Origin of the sequence: Cytobacillus citreus (assembly GCF_018343665.1) — a bacterium.
GTDB lineage: Bacteria > Bacillota > Bacilli > Bacillales > Cytobacillaceae > Cytobacillus > Cytobacillus citreus.
Map to the genome: position 1 here is coordinate 414,790 of NZ_JAGYPM010000003.1, position 17,459 is coordinate 432,248.

The 17,459-nt window shown below is 36.4% G+C and carries 20 protein-coding genes; 3 read left to right on the plus strand and 17 right to left on the minus strand.

Annotated features, from left to right (window positions below; all coding sequences use genetic code 11):
• Positions 1-42: 42 nt before the first annotated feature.
• The 12 genes from nusB to spoIIIAA all read right to left on the minus strand — a co-directional run bounded on the left by nusB (position 43) and on the right by spoIIIAA (position 8,848).
• On the minus strand, positions 43-432 hold the full coding sequence (gene nusB, locus KHA94_RS13650) for a transcription antitermination factor NusB (RefSeq protein ID WP_213102685.1): 390 nt from the start codon (positions 430-432) through the stop codon (positions 43-45).
• A gap of 275 nt (positions 433-707) precedes the next feature.
• On the minus strand, positions 708-1,115 hold the full coding sequence (locus tag KHA94_RS13655) for an Asp23/Gls24 family envelope stress response protein (RefSeq protein WP_213102686.1): 408 nt from the start codon (positions 1,113-1,115) through the stop codon (positions 708-710).
• Positions 1,116-1,126: 11 nt separating this feature from the next.
• Entirely contained in the window at positions 1,127-2,485 is a 1,359-nt protein-coding gene (gene accC / locus KHA94_RS13660; protein ID WP_213102687.1) for an acetyl-CoA carboxylase biotin carboxylase subunit, read from the minus strand.
• 14 nt (positions 2,486-2,499) lie between these two features.
• Positions 2,500-3,000: an acetyl-CoA carboxylase biotin carboxyl carrier protein gene (gene accB / locus KHA94_RS13665; protein WP_213102688.1), complete on the minus strand. Its 501-nt coding sequence runs from the start codon at positions 2,998-3,000 to the stop codon at positions 2,500-2,502.
• A 347-nt stretch (positions 3,001-3,347) separates the two neighbouring features.
• Positions 3,348-3,893, minus strand: coding sequence for a SpoIIIAH-like family protein (locus tag KHA94_RS13670; protein WP_213102689.1), 546 nt, complete (start codon positions 3,891-3,893; stop codon positions 3,348-3,350).
• Positions 3,894-3,896: 3 nt separating this feature from the next.
• Positions 3,897-4,565 carry a stage III sporulation protein AG gene (gene spoIIIAG / locus KHA94_RS13675; RefSeq protein WP_213102690.1) on the minus strand — a complete coding sequence of 223 codons (669 nt, stop codon included), beginning with the start codon at positions 4,563-4,565 and terminating at the stop codon, positions 3,897-3,899.
• Positions 4,558-5,187, minus strand: a complete 630-nt coding sequence (gene spoIIIAF, locus KHA94_RS13680) for a stage III sporulation protein AF (protein ID WP_213102691.1) — start codon at positions 5,185-5,187, stop codon at positions 4,558-4,560. The genes spoIIIAG and spoIIIAF overlap by 8 nt, the downstream gene beginning before the upstream one ends.
• A 13-nt stretch (positions 5,188-5,200) precedes the next feature.
• Positions 5,201-6,400 (minus strand): stage III sporulation protein AE, encoded by a 1,200-nt coding sequence (gene spoIIIAE, locus KHA94_RS13685; RefSeq protein WP_213103249.1) that lies wholly within the window; start codon positions 6,398-6,400, stop codon positions 5,201-5,203.
• 270 nt (positions 6,401-6,670) lie between these two features.
• Entirely contained in the window at positions 6,671-7,060 is a 390-nt protein-coding gene (gene spoIIIAD, locus KHA94_RS13690) for a stage III sporulation protein AD (protein ID WP_213103250.1), read from the minus strand.
• 14 nt (positions 7,061-7,074) lie between these two features.
• Positions 7,075-7,281: a stage III sporulation protein AC gene (spoIIIAC, locus tag KHA94_RS13695; RefSeq protein ID WP_077213937.1), complete on the minus strand. Its 207-nt coding sequence runs from the start codon at positions 7,279-7,281 to the stop codon at positions 7,075-7,077.
• Positions 7,282-7,405: 124 nt separating this feature from the next.
• A complete protein-coding gene (gene spoIIIAB / locus KHA94_RS13700; RefSeq protein ID WP_213102692.1) occupies positions 7,406-7,921 on the minus strand; it encodes a stage III sporulation protein SpoIIIAB in 516 nt (171 codons plus the stop codon).
• Positions 7,922-8,848: a stage III sporulation protein AA gene (gene spoIIIAA / locus KHA94_RS13705; RefSeq protein WP_213102693.1), complete on the minus strand. Its 927-nt coding sequence runs from the start codon at positions 8,846-8,848 to the stop codon at positions 7,922-7,924.
• 313 nt (positions 8,849-9,161) lie between these two features.
• Between spoIIIAA and KHA94_RS13710 the strand changes: the two genes are divergently transcribed.
• Entirely contained in the window at positions 9,162-9,836 is a 675-nt protein-coding gene (locus KHA94_RS13710; protein WP_213102694.1) for an SIMPL domain-containing protein, read from the plus strand.
• 465 nt (positions 9,837-10,301) lie between these two features.
• On the opposite strand, the gene KHA94_RS13715 is transcribed toward KHA94_RS13710, so the two are convergent.
• From KHA94_RS13715 to KHA94_RS13735, 5 genes are all read right to left on the minus strand, one after another.
• Positions 10,302-10,745, minus strand: a complete 444-nt coding sequence (locus KHA94_RS13715; protein WP_213102695.1) for a DUF1284 domain-containing protein — start codon at positions 10,743-10,745, stop codon at positions 10,302-10,304.
• A 72-nt stretch (positions 10,746-10,817) separates the two neighbouring features.
• The gene (locus tag KHA94_RS13720) at positions 10,818-12,962 is read right to left on the minus strand and encodes a YhgE/Pip domain-containing protein (RefSeq protein ID WP_249365498.1); all 2,145 of its coding nucleotides are present in this window, start codon (positions 12,960-12,962) and stop codon (positions 10,818-10,820) included.
• Between the two features lie 315 nt (positions 12,963-13,277).
• Positions 13,278-13,835 carry an elongation factor P gene (efp, locus tag KHA94_RS13725; protein WP_213102696.1) on the minus strand — a complete coding sequence of 186 codons (558 nt, stop codon included), beginning with the start codon at positions 13,833-13,835 and terminating at the stop codon, positions 13,278-13,280.
• A 180-nt stretch (positions 13,836-14,015) separates the two neighbouring features.
• Positions 14,016-15,077: a M24 family metallopeptidase gene (locus tag KHA94_RS13730; protein ID WP_213102697.1), complete on the minus strand. Its 1,062-nt coding sequence runs from the start codon at positions 15,075-15,077 to the stop codon at positions 14,016-14,018.
• Positions 15,078-15,252: 175 nt separating this feature from the next.
• A complete protein-coding gene (locus KHA94_RS13735; RefSeq protein ID WP_213102698.1) occupies positions 15,253-15,759 on the minus strand; it encodes a YqhR family membrane protein in 507 nt (168 codons plus the stop codon).
• A gap of 271 nt (positions 15,760-16,030) precedes the next feature.
• Here KHA94_RS13735 and KHA94_RS13740 point away from each other — a divergent pair, with 271 nt between their 5' ends.
• Positions 16,031-16,975, plus strand: a complete 945-nt coding sequence (locus tag KHA94_RS13740; RefSeq protein ID WP_213102699.1) for a DUF1385 domain-containing protein — start codon at positions 16,031-16,033, stop codon at positions 16,973-16,975.
• 56 nt (positions 16,976-17,031) lie between these two features.
• Positions 17,032-17,418: an SA1362 family protein gene (locus KHA94_RS13745; protein WP_338030777.1), complete on the plus strand. Its 387-nt coding sequence runs from the start codon at positions 17,032-17,034 to the stop codon at positions 17,416-17,418.
• The last annotated feature ends 41 nt before the right edge of the window (positions 17,419-17,459 follow it).

Here is a 17,459-nt window from a genome sequence, read left to right on the forward strand (position 1 = left end):
CTCCTCATGAATTGTGAAAGGAACCGATTGCTGAAAAAATGTTCATAGCTGTTGTTTAATCTTTGAAAGAACTCCATTTATGAACTTGCTTGATTGGTCATCTCCATACCGTTTTGCAATTTCAATTGCTTCGTCAATCGCTACATTTGGAGGCACATCCTCTTTGCAAAAAAGAAGTTCATAAACAGCGGATCTTAATAAATTTCGATCTACGGTCGCCAATCTTTCAATTGTCCAATTTTCAAGATTCTTTTTAATCGTTTCATCAATATAATCTTTGTTTTCTACAACACCATTTACAAGCTGATTTAAATATGCGTCATTTGGTTTATCTTCTAATACATGTTCAATAGCAGAGCTTGGTTCTACTTGACTTACATCAATTTGAAATAATGCTTGCAATGCCTTTTCTCTTGCTGTTCTTCTTTTCATTCTATTTATTACTCCTTTAACAGGGAAAATTTCAGATATTTACTTACGTCCATTCATTTCCTTTTGCATGAATTTCAGTATAATCTTTATCATTTATACCACTTAAATTTCCAAAAATACATTTTAAATAATAACATAAGAAAATGTTGAGCGCATTGATTACATGAAAAATTCTCCTTGTTAAGACAATAACTTTAAAAATTGCTGCATTAACTTAATTATATTTTGTAAAAAAGCCAAAGACAAACTGATGTCTTTGGCTTCTTGAAGTTCTTTTACATTTCTTGCTCGTATTCCACTACTTGTTTTTGATTTTCAAAAACGATTCCGACTACGTGAATATTCACTTCTTGTGCATCTAATGCAGTCATATTCAATAATGCCTGGCGGATATTATCTTGAATTTTTTGCGCAACACTCGGAATAGAAATGCCAAATGTCATTGAGCAATAAACATCTACTATAATACCCTCTTCAGAAAGTTCTACTTTTACACCTTTGCCATGATTTTTCTTACCAAGGCGCTCAACCACTCCTGTTGCGAAGTTCCCGCGCATTTGGGCTACGCCTTCAACTTCTGATGCTGCAATGCCTGCAATAACTTCAATTACTTCTGGTGCAATTTCGATCTTACCAAGCCCCACATTATCATGATTCATTTCCAGAATATTTTCGCTCATCATTACACCCCCAATTAGTCTTCTATTTTCATCACATTATACATTTCTAAAAACTTCGTATTAAATTGACCATCAATAAATTTGTCATGGCTAAGAAGCTTTAAATGAAACGGAATCGTTGTATGAACTCCTTCGATCACAAATTCACTTAATGCTCTCTTCATCCTTGCAATCGCTTCATCCCTTGTAGCTCCGTAGGTAATCACTTTTGCGATCATGGAATCATAATAAGGTGGAATCATATAGCCAGGATAAGCAGCTGAATCAACACGAACCCCTAAGCCACCAGGAGGAAGGTACATTTCAATTCTACCAGCAGATGGCATAAAGTTTTTTTCAGGATTCTCTGCATTAATCCGACATTCGATTGACCAACCGTTAAAAGTAACATCCTGTTGATTAAAATTCAGCTTTTCTCCTGAAGCTACTTTTATTTGCTCTTTAATTAGGTCAACCCCTGTTACCATTTCAGTAACCGGATGCTCCACTTGAATCCGTGTGTTCATTTCCATAAAGTAGAATTTACGTTTGTGATAATCATAAATAAATTCTATCGTGCCAGCGCCTGTATAATCAACTGCTTTAGCAGCTTTTACAGCAGCATTTCCCATTTCTTGACGAGTTTCGCCATCAAGAGCCGGAGAAGGAGTTTCCTCAAGCAGCTTTTGCAAACGTCGTTGGATCGAACAATCTCTCTCGCCAAGGTGAACGACATTTCCATGCGTATCTGCAAGAACCTGAATCTCAACATGACGGAAGTCTTCTATATATTTTTCAATATAAACGCCTGGGTTTCCAAAAGCCGTTAAAGCCTCCTGTTGAGTAATATTAATTCCCTTAACAAGCTCTTGTTCATTCCGTGCGACCCGAATACCTTTTCCGCCGCCACCGGCTGTAGCTTTAATAATAACGGGGTATTCTATTTTATTTGCAAGCTCAATTGCTTCATCAATATCCTTAATAATGCCGTTCGAGCCTGGGACAATTGGAACGCCCGCTGCCTTCATCGTTTCTCTTGCTATGTCTTTTGTTCCCATTTTCGTAATTGCTTCCGGAGTGGGACCGACAAAAATAATATTACATTCACGGCAAAGCTCAGCAAAGTCAGCATTCTCTGCTAAAAATCCATATCCTGGATGGATAGCGTCACAATCTGTAAGCTTAGCAACGCTAATAATATTTGTAAAATTCAAGTAGCTATCTTTTGATGCTTTCGGTCCAATACAATATGCTTCATCCGCAAGCTGTACATGAAGAGCTTCTCGATCAGCCTCAGAATAGACAGCGACAGATTCAATCCCCATTTCGCGGCAAGCACGTATAATCCGAACAGCGATTTCTCCTCTGTTTGCAATTAACAGTTTTCTTATCATCCTGTTACCGCTCCTTACTCAGCTTTTACTAAAAATAGTGGCTGTCCGTATTCGACTAATTGTCCATCCTTTACAAGTACTTCAACAATTTCCCCATTTACTTCAGCTTCAATTTCGTTAAATAGCTTCATTGCTTCAACAATACAAACGATGGAATCTTTTGAAACTTTGGACCCAACTTTTACATATGCTTCCACATCTGGAGATGATGCTTGATAAAAAGTTCCTACCATTGGTGAAACAATCTTATGTAAATCTTTTGTATCTGCTTCAATTTCCTTAATAGGAGCTTGAACAGCAGGCTCAGTAGCAACCTCCTGCTTAACCATTGCAGGTTGAACAGCTTTAGGTGTTGGAACCTCTTCCATTACTGTCATTACAGGCTTTACAACGACTTCTTCTGCTGTTTTCTTTTTCATTTTAATTTTAGAGCCATCTTGCTCATATACAAACTCATCAATATTTGATTGATCAACAAGCTTAATCAGCTCACGAATTTCTTGGACTTTTAACATTTCAGCACCCCTTGTTTTCAATGAGTTAATTTTTTCATCTTATATTTTTGAACCAAAGATAAAAAATAACACATCAATTAATTTATGACTAGATACTAATATCATACGATAAGATCTTATTGAAATTCAATATTTGATTATGAGGATGAATAATATTTCTGTATTTCTAGCCTTTCGAGTTCAGAAAAAAAGGGGAATTTTGATTTAAAAAACTAAAATGGACTAATGGTTGGGGGGTGAAAATAGGATATGAGTTAAATTGATAAATTAATAGAATTAAACCAAAAATAGCGGGAGAGCTCCCGCTATTTTTCAGATTTGACAAGGCGAATGCCAAGTTTTTCTCATTATTTTGGTGCTTTAAATTCCACTGTTACTGCATGCAAACCGTTAATTTCATTGTTTACTTCTCGAATAATATCATTGGCATCTGATTTGGAAAGTTTTTCTGCTTTCACAGTTACTTTGACATTTTTCCCTTCGGCACGGACAAGGACATCCTCATAGTTCATTGCTCTTATTAGCGTTTCAAGCGTATATTCTTTTTGTGCTAGTTCATTTAGTTCATTAATTTCATCCTGAGCTGCACTAATTTCTTCAGCAGGTAACTCTGTTGAAGCCAGTTTTGTTTCCAATTCTTCTATTTTCCTGCTGCGCTCATCATTTAGCTCCAAACGTAATGCTTCAAACATTTCATCGCCTGCTGCATTTGTAATGACGGCACTATCATCTAAATTCTCTGTTCCAGCCTCTTCCTTGAGCTGGTCTGTTTTTTCCTCCACATCTGCTAAGTTTTGACCTTTTTGTTCTGGTGAGGTAATGTAATAAACTGATAATACTACGACTAAGCTAAGCATTGTTAATAACCAGACAGTTTGTTTTTTTAATAGCATCTATTATTCCCCCTTAGTTTTTTTAGGCATAACAGCCACTCTATGGCTTGGAACATCAAGTACTCTTGATACCGCTTCTATAATCCACTTCTTTACTTGTATATTATCAGCCCCTTTTGCAACGACGAGGACTCCACTAATTTTAGGTTTCCTCGTTTCTATTTCAATAGGAACCTCTTTTTCTCCATTTCTCGTGATAACGAGCTGCTCTTCAATTGACTGATCTTCGACTTTTCTCTTACCGCCTTCTCGATCGGTTTCATCGGTAATTTGTGTTTTATTGGTTCTGTTTTTCTCGAGAACCTTTTTTTCTGTTCCTTCAACGTTAACAACGACCGTCACATCGTCTACACCGATTATGACATCTAGTGCTTCTTTGAGCTTAGCTTCATATGCCCTTTCATAAGCAGCAATCAAGTCATTGCCTTCCTTCTGCTTATGTCCAAAAGCTTCTATATCTTCCTCATTATTCGCCTTTTCTTGATTCTTTAACACTTCTAAGCTTGCATTAGATGGCTCATCCTTAAAGAAAATATTACTTACTAGCATAATAGCAGCGCCAAAAAGGAGGACGAGAAGCAAATACTGATATTTCCCTGGCTTTTTGTCAGTGTGATCTTTTTTAGAAAGCCATTTTTTCAATAAATTTAAAGGCCCTTTTTCTTTATCCATTGTTATTTATCTTCCCTCCTTCAACAAGAACTTCGATTTTTTCTTCATTTACATTCCATTTTTGGGCAAGTAGAGAAGCAACTTTTTCTGTATCTTTGTTTGGCCTATTCGAAGGAAGAGTTTCTCGGGCATTAATTTCTACTTTTTTGACCACCTCAACAGCCTCTGCTTCTTCATCTTTCATTTTTAATTGAACCATTACCTTTTGTAGATTTTCTGGGAAGTCACGTGTGTCATTTACATTTACATCAAGATCAATGTTTACGATTTCTAATCCGTACTGTTCCATCAGCTCCTCTTCTGCTAGCTTATTTAAGTGGACAGCCATTTCTTCTAAAATATATGCATCTTGCCAGGCTTGTATTTCTTTTTTCTGCATTTCAATTGAATTTTCCATATTTTTTTCACCAGATGCTTCAATTGAAGGAATAGATGCTAATGCTTCTTCAAAATCATTTGAAACAAGCTTTAAAATTGGGGTTAATATAACCGCGATAAGCAAAAGACCTGTCACCATTTTTGTATATTTTTGTAAATTTGAATTAGGAAGGAGCATATCAATGACCGTCGCTAAAAGGATGAATAAAATAATATTGGTAATCCATTCTTTAATAAATTCCATTTAGCTTAACCTCCTACCTGACCATCATCGTCAAATTTCCGGCTGCGATTATGACAGTGATACTAAGGAAAAACATGAGAGATACAACAGCTAGTGCAGCAAACACATAAATAACACTTTTACTAATAATGTCCAGACAGGCAATAATAGGTCCTCCACCTAATGGCTGAAGAATAGCTGCTGCAAATTTATATATAAATGCAATCATTAAAATTTTGATTGCAGGAAATGCGGCGATAATTATGAGGATTACCAGCCCAACAATACCGACAGTATTTTTTAATAAAACTGATGCACTTATCACGGTATCTGTTGCATCAGTAAACATCCTTCCTATAATTGGAATAAAATTACCTGTTATGAACTTCGCTGTTCGTATCGCTACACCGTCTGTCACTGCTGTTGAAGCACCTTGAACAGAAATGACCCCTAGAAAAACCGTTAAGAACAGACTGAGAAGTGCTATGCTCCAATTTCTTAATAAATTGGCAAGCTGGGTCACTTTGTAATGTTCAGATAAGATACTGACAATGCTTAACAGAGCCGCTAGAAATAGTAAAGGCAAAACGATATATTGGATTAATAAACCACTAATATTCATTAAAAAGAGAATCACTGGATGAAAGAATGCTGCTGATACGAGCCCTCCTGAGGAAGCAATAAGTGCAAGTAAAAGCGGTATAAGAGCTAAAATAAATGAAATCATTGTATCGATTACATCTTGTGCATAACTAATTGCGATATGGAAGCTGTTAAGGGCAATAATAATTAGCACCATGAACACGATTGCATAAGCAACTTTGCTTACCGTACTTTTCTCAAAGGAATTTTGCAAGGATTGGAGAAACATGCTAAAGATCGTTAACAGGATTAAAGATCCTAATAATTTTCCATTTACAATAAATTCATGAAATATAAACTTCATAAAGCCAGAGGCCCATTCTTGAAAAGAAAATTTCTTTTCTCCTTTAATAAAGTCGTAAAGACTTCCTTTTTGGCTCTCAGGCAAAAACCCTCCATATTCACTGCTTATTTTCTCCCAGAATTGCTTTAATTCATCTAAATTGAGAGAGTCAAGCTGTGAGTTAACGATCGCCTGTGGATTGATTGCTTTATTTACATCTTCTGTTTGTGGTGAGGCTTGTACACTTGGAATTAGTAATAAGAAGTATAGTAGATTCAGAAATAATATTTTCTGCAGCCGCTGCTTCATCATTTACACCCCGTTTTAATAAAGTGAAACTTCCATCAGTGAGGGGTTTCTTTCATCCCCCACTGATGGTTAGTTGCGGCCCACAGGAAGTGGGTCACGCAGACGTTACCACACGATGTGGCGCTTTTAGTCTGTGTTCATTTTATGGGCCTTTACGGGCAGTTGATTCCCCACTTAGGTTTCTTTAATTCTCTCGCAACCTTGAAGTGGGGGTCTTACTGCCCGTTAATCTGCGATAAAGGCTGTGTGAAATTGACAAATTTTCATTCATTAACCAGGTATCATTTGAATAATGGTCTCGATCATAACGGTAAGAATTGGAATCGCCATAGCCAGGATTAAAATTTTTCCTCCTAATTCTATTTTGGAGGCAATTGCTCCTTGGCCCGCATCCTTTGTAATTTGAGCAGCAAATTCAGCAATATAGGCAATTCCTATAATTTTTAAAATGGTTTCAATGTAAATCATATTTACCTTAGCGTTCACAGCAATTCTTTCGATCATATGGATAATGGCATAAATTTGATCGACTAGAAAAAGGAAAATAGTGCAGCCAACGAAAACGATAAGAAGGAAGGCGAAGTTTGGCTTTTGTTCCTTCACGATTAAAGCTAGAAATGTAGCTATAAGTGCAACACCGACTATTTGAATAATTTCAATGGCAAAGACCTCCTTTAGCCTTGAAATAAGAACACAGATTTAATTTTTTGAAATAGTTCATCTACTATGGAGGCAACCATAAATAAAATGTAAATAAAGCCAAACAGCGTTACCCATTGGGCATATTCCTTTTTTCCAACCTGATCGAGAATTGTATGTAAAAACGCAACAACAATTCCGACACCGGCAATTTTAAAAATAATATCTACCTCTAGGCCCATGTATTCTCCTCCTAAATAGAAATGCGCAGGGCGCTCGACCATTCCTTTAAAAAATTAATCCATCCCGATTCTTGCTAGAAAAAATCTCGTTGGTGGATATAGCAAAAACTATCTAACAGCTTGTCTACATCAATAAAATGATTAATAACAGCCCTGATAAAAACCCAAGGCTTTTAAACATCTTTTCGTATTTAGCTTGCCTTTCATAAGCATCGGCCTCTTCACGCTCTAAATGAGAGAGAGCCAGCATGATTTGCTTTTGCTGAGAATGGCGGTCATGTCGGCCCAAGGTTTCACCGAATTGCTTCATGATTTCAAATTCTCCTTGTTTGAAAGCAGTCATTTTCCAAATATCCTTTAGGCTTTGCTCCCATGCCTCTTTTACAGTCGTTTCCGAACCCATAAGTTTTTCCGCAAAATTATCGAAAAATCTTGATAACGGCATCGACACTTGAACTGAAATCCTTCTTGCCGCTTCATGAAGTGGTGTATGACCATACATTATTTCAGCTTCTAATGATTGTAATGCCGATTTAAGTTGGCGCAGCTGCCGGGGTCTTTCATTTAAACGTCTAGAAGCTTCAAATCCCGCCCAGGTGGTGGCAACAATAATGAATATGGCTCCAATAATTTTTATCATTCATGTCACCCGCACTTCGTATTTGATCTCATTACCATAACTATCCTTTATACTTGCTACACTTCCTGGGCCATTTTTTCTATTTAATTCTATAAAACGCTGGAAGATTCCCATTTCAATGATTGGCTTTATCGTAGGCCGTCTTCGTATCTCCTCGAAAGAAGTTCCATGCGTTGTCATCATTAATTTAATCCCTGCATTTACAGCCTCCAAAATTGCATCTGCATCTTCTTTTCTTCCAATTTCATCTACAATTAGCACATCGGGACTCATTGAGCGAATCATCATCATCATGCCATCAACTTTAGGACATGCATCAAGAACGTCTAGACGAGGCCCAAAAGTCATTTGCGGAATTCCTTGCACACTTCCTGCAATTTCAGAGCGTTCATCAACGATTCCAACTTTTTGGGCAGGAAAACGGCCATTTTTATCTCCGGTTGAAATAATTCTTGCGATATCACGAAGCAGAGTCGTTTTTCCTGTTTGGGGTGGACCGATGATCATTGTATGAAGCCAAGATCTACCATTAAATAGACTAGGAACGAGCTTATCTCCTATGCCAATTTGTTCTCTAGCAATCCGAATATTAAAAGAAGAAATATCTCTAATCGCCTTCACATTTCCAGCTTCAAGAATGACTTTTCCGGCTAAACCAACACGGTGTCCACCTTCAATCGTGATATAGCCCCGACGTAACTCTTCCTCTAGGGTGTAAATGGAGAAATGACTTATTTTGTTTAACAAATGCAACGCATCCTCTTGTTTCACGATATAAGGTAAAAAACGCGGACTTCCCTTCATTGTTAATTCAAGGGGTCTATTGATCCGGACGCGAATCTCTTCTAATTCAACCAATTGAGGAGGTGGAATTTGCAGCATGTATTCTGAAATCTTTTTTGGCAAAAAGGCTAAAATGGTTTCCAATGCATTTTTCCTCCGAATTTTTTTCTTTAATAGCTCTAATTACTCCACAATTTTCTTTGTCCATCTCCAGATGCTATACGCTTTTCTTTGTCTAGCTCCGAGCACCATCGGCTCGAGCCCATAAGCGGGTGCTCTACGCTTTTCTAGTTGGACTAGCATCTTTCTACTTAAAATGTATGCCTGCTTTGAAACAATATGACTTTGTTTTATTTTCATTGTTTTTTATTAGCCTATTTATAAAATATTTGAATGTTATTTTTCTTACAGTCGTACATTTTATTGAGACCATGTTCAATGAAAGTGAGGAGAGTATATGTATTATCAACAGCCATCTAATCGGAATACTCAAACTATTGGCAGTAAGCGGAATATAATAAGAGTCACTGGAGAAGGAAAAGTATATGCTAAGCCCGATAAAGCAGAAATCACATTGGGTGCTTCAACAGAGGATAAGCAATTAGAGGTTGCGCAAAAAAATAATGCAATGATTATCTCGAAGATTAAAAAAGGACTTAATCAATTGGGTATTCAAGATGAGCAAATCAAAACCGTTAATTATTCAATTTTTCCACAATATGATTATGTTGAAGGTAAGCAGATATTCAGGGGATATAAAGTAGAGCACTTGCTTCAAATATCTATTAATGATATTGAAAATGCTGGTTTAGTAGTTGATACGGCAGTAAAAAATGGAGCCAATGTCGTTTCAAGAATTAGATTTTCCGTTGGAGACTCTATTCAATATGAACAGCAGGCATTATCAATAGCTGTTATCAATGCGTATCAAAAGGCCGATACAATCGCCCGAACTTTAGGAGTTCAATTAAATAAAGTACCAATATTAGTTGCTGAAATTGGTCGGCAACGCGGAGAACCAATCCCGTTTCAGATGACTGCACTCGTTAAAAGCGAAGCAGCTACCCCAATACAACCAGGTACATTAGAAATGAGAAGTCAAGTTTCAGCCGAGTTTGAATTTCATTCTTAAAAAGTAGGTTATATTAAACTTCCCTGTTCGAGGAGTCTCGCGCCTGCAGCGAGAATTAACAACAAAATAGCATGATCAACACTGAGCTTTAACACAGCCAAAAAGTAAAAAAGCAACAACATAAAATATCCCAGTCTTTGCACACATTTCAAGTACACAAAACTCCCGAAAGTATTTACTTTCGGGAGTTTTTGTAAATCTTTATGGGTAGCGTCAGGAAAATTACGATTTCCTGAGGCAACCCATAAAGTGAAACTTCAATCAGTGGGGCTTTTCCTCATCCCCCACTGATTGTTAGTTGAACTTATCACGCTCAAAACGCCACGTCCTGTGGCTTTCGCCTGACTAGGACATCGTGTCCGTCGTCGGGCCTTTACGGGCAGCCCGACCCCCACTTACTCTTCTTTGTTTTACTCGAATCATTGAAGTGGGGGTCTTACTGCCCGTTAATCTGCGATAAAAGGTTTATTGATTGGTTATATCGACATGGCCATACTTGTTTTTCAGCTCTACAATCCCTTCCTTACAAACCCCATATGAGAGCCATGAGCAGCCTTTACATAAATAATCTAAATCCTCCATTACTACCTTTTGGGCTGTTAAGGACACTAAAAAAGATTTCTGATAACTTTTATTTTTTTCAATTCCGAGATGACGAATGGTTTTTTCGTCCATTGATAAGACATGCTCATCAGAGCCTTCATTTGCTTCACATTCCGTCTTTCCTTGATGTGGGCATGTAAAGCAAGCATCATCAAAAGCAGCAATTACTTTAATTGAAAAATCCTTCTGTTCATCTCGAACATCATTTACGATCTCATACATTTTCTCAACAAATTTTGTACTGTAGTCCATTCCTCGAAATCCATGGATGCAAAGAAGGTGATGACCACGTAACACTTTATCCATTTAATCACTTCCTAAAAAGATAATATATCAAACTTCGTGAACATTCGAAAAAAATCTTTTTAGGAAATTAGTTTAATGAATCAACGAACTTTCTTTTATTTTTAATTTGAATTTTTCAGTTAAGCGGTTAGCTGGCTTCTTCAAAAATACTCCAAGCAAAATCGTTAGTATACCGAATAGACTGAGGATAATAGCATCCCTAATAACGATATCCCAGATGATTCCACCTACCGCCTCCCTCATCATACTGATAGCATATGTAAAGGGGAGAAACGGATTAATTGCTTGAAAAAACTCTGGGACAACTTGAATCGGAAAGGTTCCTCCCGATCCAGAGATTTGCAATACTAATAAAACAATCCCTAACGCTTTTCCTACATTCCCAAATAAAAAAACGAAAGTGAACACCATTAGCATAAAAATCCCACCCATAAATAAAGCAAACAGCACAAACCAGAGCTTATCAACAACAAATGTCTTTAATAAAAATATATCCCCTAGTGTAACAATTAGCGCTTGAAGAAGAGCAATTGTCAAAAAGATTAAAAACTTTCCAAAATAGAAGTGTATAATGCTGTCGTTTGTCGTCGTATCGATTGATAAAAGGGACACTAATAACATTGCTCCTACCCATAACGAAAGAGTGGTGAAAAAAGGCGACATTGCTGATCCATAATTAGGAATCGGAAATAACTTATGCTCTTTCAGTAGGACTGGCTCAGCAAAGAAATCACTTTCCTTTTTCATATCATTTTTTAATAAATCAATAATTTCCTTTATATTTGCATTTGCTTCAAAGGCTCTAATTCTCTGAGTAATTTCTTTTAGTTTCCGTTCTATTTCTGGTAAATCCTCTTTAAATTTTTGAAGCTCTTTCGTTCCGAATGTTATTCCTTTTTGTGCTTCTCCTAATATGCTTTTTACATCTGGTAAACTCTGTTTTGCTCCTTTTAAAGCTGTCGTTGAATCTTCGATTAAACTCTTTGTTTTCTGAAGTTGTTTATCGATATTCGGAACTGTTTGATTATCATAATTATCTAGTACTTTGTTTAGTAGCTCAGAAGTGCTTTCGGAAAATTGATTGATTTGATTTGTTATTTTGCTCGTAAGCGGTTCCCCATTTTCAATTAAGTTCATTGTATTTTTTAAAAGTACTTGCGCCGACATAAAATTTTTCTTTACCTCTTGCAGCCTATTTAGCTCTACATCAAATGAGGAACTAGAGGATGATTTAGTTAAATGTTCAAAAAAACTTATCATATCATCAATGACTTCTACACTCTTTTCAAGCCTTTTACTATGTCGTTGTAAGAAATTAATTTTTTCCTCAGTAGGTATTTGATTGTCCAATAAGAAGTCGGTAAGCTGATTTGTTGAATCTGCTGTTTGCTTTAAAATGACGAGATTTTCTTTTATTAATGGTGCTGAGTTATTTATTAGTAAGGTAGCTTTATTTAAATAGCCAGTGAAACTCTCCGCAAGCTGTACCCCTTCATCGGAAAGCACTGCAATGCTCTTTACCTTTTCTTGTGTGGTACTAATAACTTGATTCGCCTTCTCTACATCATCTAGCACTTTATTGGTTGTATCCCGAATAGTGGGAAGTTGTTTCTCTAATTCAAAAATCAAATACTTTACTCTTTCAATCGTTGGTAAATCTCTTTCTAGTTCAATCCCAATCTCATTAAAAACTTTAAAGATAGCACCATTTGCCGTTTTAACAAAGTTTTTACTAATTTGCTCAACCAAACCCGTAGCACCTGTTGAGGTAATTTTAGGAGCAACAGCATTTATTTTTTCATTTACATAATAAGAAAGCGTAGGTTTTTCTGGATCATCCGTTAATACTGTCGTAATTTTTTCAGAAAAATTCTCCGGAACCGTTATACTTGCGTAATATTTACCTCGTTCAACACCCTTAATGGCTTCCTTTTCATCAATAAACACCCAATTGAAGTTTTCATCTGTTTTCAAGGAGGAAACCAGTTCGTCCCCTACATTAATTTTACTTCCTCTAATGTTTGCTCCTTTATCCTTATTTGAAACAGCAATCGAGATATCACTAGTATGACCATATGGATCCCAAGAAGCTTCAATATTAAACCAAGCATATAAAGAAGGTAGGAGTGTTAATCCTGCAATTAAAATAAAAACAGCCCAATTTTGATAAATATTTTTCAAATCTGTTCTATAAATCCTGAAAATGGTTTTCATCATTTCGTCCCCAATTTTTAAAGTTGTCATTAGTATTATTTAAAAACTTGGGTTCATACATCATCTTGAGTTTTTAACGGATGGGACAGTAAAAAAGTCATCTTTATTTTTCACTTAACCTTGGGACGTACTAAAAAACATTGAAATACAAGAGTTCTTATCCTTAACATTGTAAAACAGCATTTATCCTGACGCTACTCCTATACAACCAGCAACCAGGTACAATAGAAATGAGAAGCCTAGTATCACAGAGTTTGAATTTCATTCTTAAAATAAAAACTCCCGAAAGTATGTACTTTCGGGAGTTTTTGTAAATCTTTATGCACGAGATACGTATGTACCTTCATCCGTATTAATAATAAGCTTATCACCTTGGTTAATGAAGAATGGTACCTGAACGATAAGGCCAGTTTCAAGCTTAGCAGGTTTTGAACCACCTGAAGCTGTATCCCCTTTAATCCCTGGTTCAGTTTCAATAACTTCCAATTCTACAGATTTAGGAAGCTCAACTCCAAGTGTTTCAGTATTATACATCATGATATGGACTTCCATGTTTTCTTTTAAAAACTTCAGCTCATATTCAATAGATGCTGTTGGCAATTCAATCTGTTCATAAGATTCATTATCCATGAAAACATGCTGATCGCCATTTGCATATAGATATTGCATTTTTCTATTGTCAATTTGCGCTTTTGCAACTTTCTCACCAGCACGGAAAGTTTTTTCTTGTACCGCACCGTTTCGAAGATTACGCAGTTTTGAACGTACGAAAGCAGCTCCCTTTCCTGGTTTAACATGTTGGAAATCCATTACACGCCAAATGCCATTATCTACTTCAATTGTTAATCCGGTACGAAAATCATTAACTGAAATCATTTAAAATCCTCCTAAATATTGTCTAGCCCATGTTTTCTTGGTCCAGCTTCAGCGCCTAGGCCCGACGTACAGGACGTACTATTGTCAACAATGCAACAGGACAAAGAAAGCCCCTTTGAATAATCATCGCAGGAGCAATCTGACCTTTGATTTTTTCGAAGGCGCTTCCGCTTTTCTTAATTAAAGAATAATCAGTTCCTTCGTTGAATGTGTCAGTGCTTCATTATGATCCTTTGTTATGACAGTATCGTCTTCAATCCGAACCCCGCCGAGTCCAGGTATGTAAATGCCTGGCTCACACGTTACAACCATTCCTGGTTCAAGAATGATATCAGATTTAAACGAGAGGGATGGTCCTTCATGAACTTCTAAACCAATTCCATGACCAGTTGAATGTCCAAAATATTCACCATATCCCTTTTCGGCGATATAATCACGTGTTAGAGCATCAGCTTCTACTCCGCTAATACCTGGCTTGATGCCTTCCATTCCACGTAATTGTGCTTGAAGAACGATATTATATATTTCTTTCAGCTTGCTATCAGGTTCGCCAACTGCGATAGTTCTAGTAATATCGGAAACATAACCTTGATAATAAGCACCGAAATCAAGAGTAATGAAATCGCCTTTTTCAATTACTTTGTCACTTGCAACCCCATGTGGAAGTGCACCACGAAAGCCAGATGCAACGATAATGTCAAAAGATGATGAAGTTGCGCCTGCTTTTCTCATAAAGAACTCTAATTCATTGGAAACATCAAGCTCAGTTAAGCCTGGGCGAATGAAATCTAGAATATGTTTAAATGCAGCGTCTGCAATGTTCGCTGCATCCTTTAATATCTTAATCTCTGCATCAGTCTTTATCAAGCGTAACTTTTCAAGTTCACCAGAAACAGGTACTAATTCTGCTTCCAGCACCTTCTCATATGCTTTATACGAGGAAAAAGTTAAATGATCCTGTTCAAATCCAAGCTTTTTTATGCCTAATTTTTTTGCCTGATCTGCCACTTCATCTGGAATTGAGCCCGTATGCTTCACGATTTCATATCCTACGCATTGTTCAGTAGCCTGTTCAATATAACGGAAATCTGTAATAAATTGTGCTTTTTCCCCACTTATCAGTACGACACCTGAAGAACCGGTAAAATTCGCCATATAACGGCGGTTATACGCACTTGAAATAAGAATTCCATCAATTCCTAGTTTTTCAAAACTAGAGCGAAGCTTCTGTAATTTTTCCATTTTCTCTCTCCCCTTTATGTACTTTTTATCAGGCTGCCTTTAATATTACTTACCCGTGACATCCTTTTATTGAATAACAAGAATATTTTATCATAATTGAAATTAATTTAACTACCACGAACAATCGTGCTTAAATATTACATATTTAAAGTTTTACATTTTTGAATATAAAACATTAAAATTTAGCCCCTTTCTTTTTTTTATAGTTCATTTCACCTTCTTCATATGAAATCGAATATCCTACAAATACGCCATATAAAACATATAAACATACAGAAGTAATGATTGTATTTCTTCCTAGTTCATTGAAAGGACTTATCCCTGGGAAAATTGGATTTAATACGATAAAGACTAACAAGAAAAGAATAATCCCATAGCAGATTCCAACCCACATACTTGGAAATCTGCGTAGTACTGCATAATAAAAAAGTGCGGCAACAATAGACACAACTCCGATCATTACAATCGATATGACGGTCCCTAGCCAGCCCTTTTTCCAGCTTCCAAGTGCCCATGGCTCTAATAACACATTAGGACTGATTTCAGTTAAATTAATGACGTACGCAAAATAGCTTAGTCCACTCCAGAAAATTCCGCCAATTAAACCTGTTAGGATCACCGTATTCATATAGGACATCGGTCTATCTCTGTGATTTTCTTCATGCTGTTTTTCTTCCGACATTAAAAACCACCTCCATTAGCTATTATGCCCCCAGTATTTATTCCCTTGCATACCAAAATTAAATAAGTGATTAAATTAAAAATACATGTGATTCCTAGAGGTTTTATTGAATTTTTAGTAGAATAAAGATAGGTATATACAGCTTTAGATGGATTGATGCTTTGAAGATCAAAGTGTACCATGCCTAGAAAGTATTGTGCTTTATAAATCTACAGTATTAATGTCAGATTTAGCTGTGAATTCCGAGTTCGAATTAGGTTGGTGCAAACGCATGTCAAAAGATCAAAAACCTGTTTATGGTGGCCAAGCTGTTGTAGAAGGTGTTATGTTTGGTGGGAAACATCATTATGTGACCGCTATTCGCCGAAAGGATGACTCAATAGAATATTTCGAGCTTCCTCGAAAATCTAACCCTTCTTTAAAATTCCTAAAAAAAATTCCTTTTATACGAGGAATTGTTGCCATTATTGAAGCAAGCGCAAATGGTTCTAAGCATTTAAACTTTTCAACAGAAAGATATGATTTGGATCCTAGTGAGGATCATAAACTGAAAGAACAAGAAAGTTCTAAGTTAACATTGTGGCTTGGTGTAGCTGCAATTGGAGTGTTATCATTCCTTTTTGGTAAGTTTATTTTTACACTCGTTCCTGTCTTTTTAGCAGAATTGACTAAGCCAATTTTTCCTGGTCATCTTGCTCAAATATTAGTCGAAGGTTTTTTTAAGCTTCTCTTATTGCTTGCTTATATATACTTTGTATCCCTGACACCGATTATTAAAAGAGTGTTCCGGTATCACGGTGCAGAGCATAAGGTAATAAACGCATTCGAAAATGGGAAAAATCTTACTGTTAAAAATGTGCAAGCTCAGTCTCGTCTACATTACCGATGTGGAAGCAGCTTCATTTTATTTACAGTTTTAGTCGGCGTTTTTGTATACTTGCTTGTACCGACTGAACCATTATATGTCCGAGTCCTTAATCGCATAGCCCTTATTCCTGTCGTTCTTGGCATCTCATTTGAAGTTTTGCAATTAACAAATAAAGTTAGAAATGTGCCTTTATTAAAATATTTAGGTCTTCCTGGTCTCTGGCTTCAGTTGCTAACAACTAAGGAACCTAATGATGATCAGGTTGAGGTTGCGATTCTTTCTTTTAAAGAATTATTAAAAAAAGAAGAGGAAACTGAAAACCTTCTCAAAACAAAAGAAATCGTTTAAAAATATTTGCAATAAGTTTAAAAGATTGGAAAAATGCTCATCATGCTCATAGGGAGGTGGCTTTCTTGAAAAATCGGATTTCCTTATTCGTTATCTCTGGTATTATACTTCTGGCTGTTTTAGGAGTTTCATCCAGTTTGATTTCAAATCCCGCCGGTTTTTTGCGGAGAATAGCTGTCATTTTATTAGTAGGTGCTATTGTGTACTTTATTTTTCAACGCTTCTATAAAGCTAGCCCTAAAAAACAAGAGCAACGAGCATTCAATCGTGCGGCAAGAAAATCGAAAAAACGATTTTTGCCTAATGATCCTGCAAAAAACAGTAATCGCAAAACAACTACTGGTTCATTAACATCTATTAAGAGAACCAGAAAAAAGTCGTCTTCGCATTTAACTGTAATCGAAGGGAAAAAAGGAAAAAAGAAAGATCGGGCTTCTCTTTAAACGCTCGATCGAATTAAGGATTAGCAATCGGCGAATAGCCG

Coding starts and splice junctions, on each gene's coding strand:
- nusB (WP_213102685.1), bottom strand. CDS start 432: ATGAAAAGAAGAACAGCAAGAGAAAAGGCATTGCAAGCATTATTTCAA.
- KHA94_RS13655 (WP_213102686.1), bottom strand. CDS start 1,115: ATGATGAGCGAAAATATTCTGGAAATGAATCATGATAATGTGGGGCTT.
- accC (WP_213102687.1), bottom strand. CDS start 2,485: ATGATAAGAAAACTGTTAATTGCAAACAGAGGAGAAATCGCTGTTCGG.
- accB (WP_213102688.1), bottom strand. CDS start 3,000: ATGTTAAAAGTCCAAGAAATTCGTGAGCTGATTAAGCTTGTTGATCAA.
- KHA94_RS13670 (WP_213102689.1), bottom strand. CDS start 3,893: ATGCTATTAAAAAAACAAACTGTCTGGTTATTAACAATGCTTAGCTTA.
- spoIIIAG (WP_213102690.1), bottom strand. CDS start 4,565: ATGGATAAAGAAAAAGGGCCTTTAAATTTATTGAAAAAATGGCTTTCT.
- spoIIIAF (WP_213102691.1), bottom strand. CDS start 5,187: ATGGAATTTATTAAAGAATGGATTACCAATATTATTTTATTCATCCTT.
- spoIIIAE (WP_213103249.1), bottom strand. CDS start 6,400: ATGAAGCAGCGGCTGCAGAAAATATTATTTCTGAATCTACTATACTTC.
- spoIIIAC (WP_077213937.1), bottom strand. CDS start 7,281: ATGGGCCTAGAGGTAGATATTATTTTTAAAATTGCCGGTGTCGGAATT.
- spoIIIAB (WP_213102692.1), bottom strand. CDS start 7,921: ATGATAAAAATTATTGGAGCCATATTCATTATTGTTGCCACCACCTGG.
- KHA94_RS13710 (WP_213102694.1), top strand. CDS start 9,162: ATGTATTATCAACAGCCATCTAATCGGAATACTCAAACTATTGGCAGT.
- KHA94_RS13715 (WP_213102695.1), bottom strand. CDS start 10,745: ATGGATAAAGTGTTACGTGGTCATCACCTTCTTTGCATCCATGGATTT.
- KHA94_RS13720 (WP_249365498.1), bottom strand. CDS start 12,962: ATGATGAAAACCATTTTCAGGATTTATAGAACAGATTTGAAAAATATT.
- efp (WP_213102696.1), bottom strand. CDS start 13,835: ATGATTTCAGTTAATGATTTTCGTACCGGATTAACAATTGAAGTAGAT.
- KHA94_RS13730 (WP_213102697.1), bottom strand. CDS start 15,077: ATGGAAAAATTACAGAAGCTTCGCTCTAGTTTTGAAAAACTAGGAATT.
- KHA94_RS13735 (WP_213102698.1), bottom strand. CDS start 15,759: ATGTCGGAAGAAAAACAGCATGAAGAAAATCACAGAGATAGACCGATG.
- KHA94_RS13740 (WP_213102699.1), top strand. CDS start 16,031: ATGTCAAAAGATCAAAAACCTGTTTATGGTGGCCAAGCTGTTGTAGAA.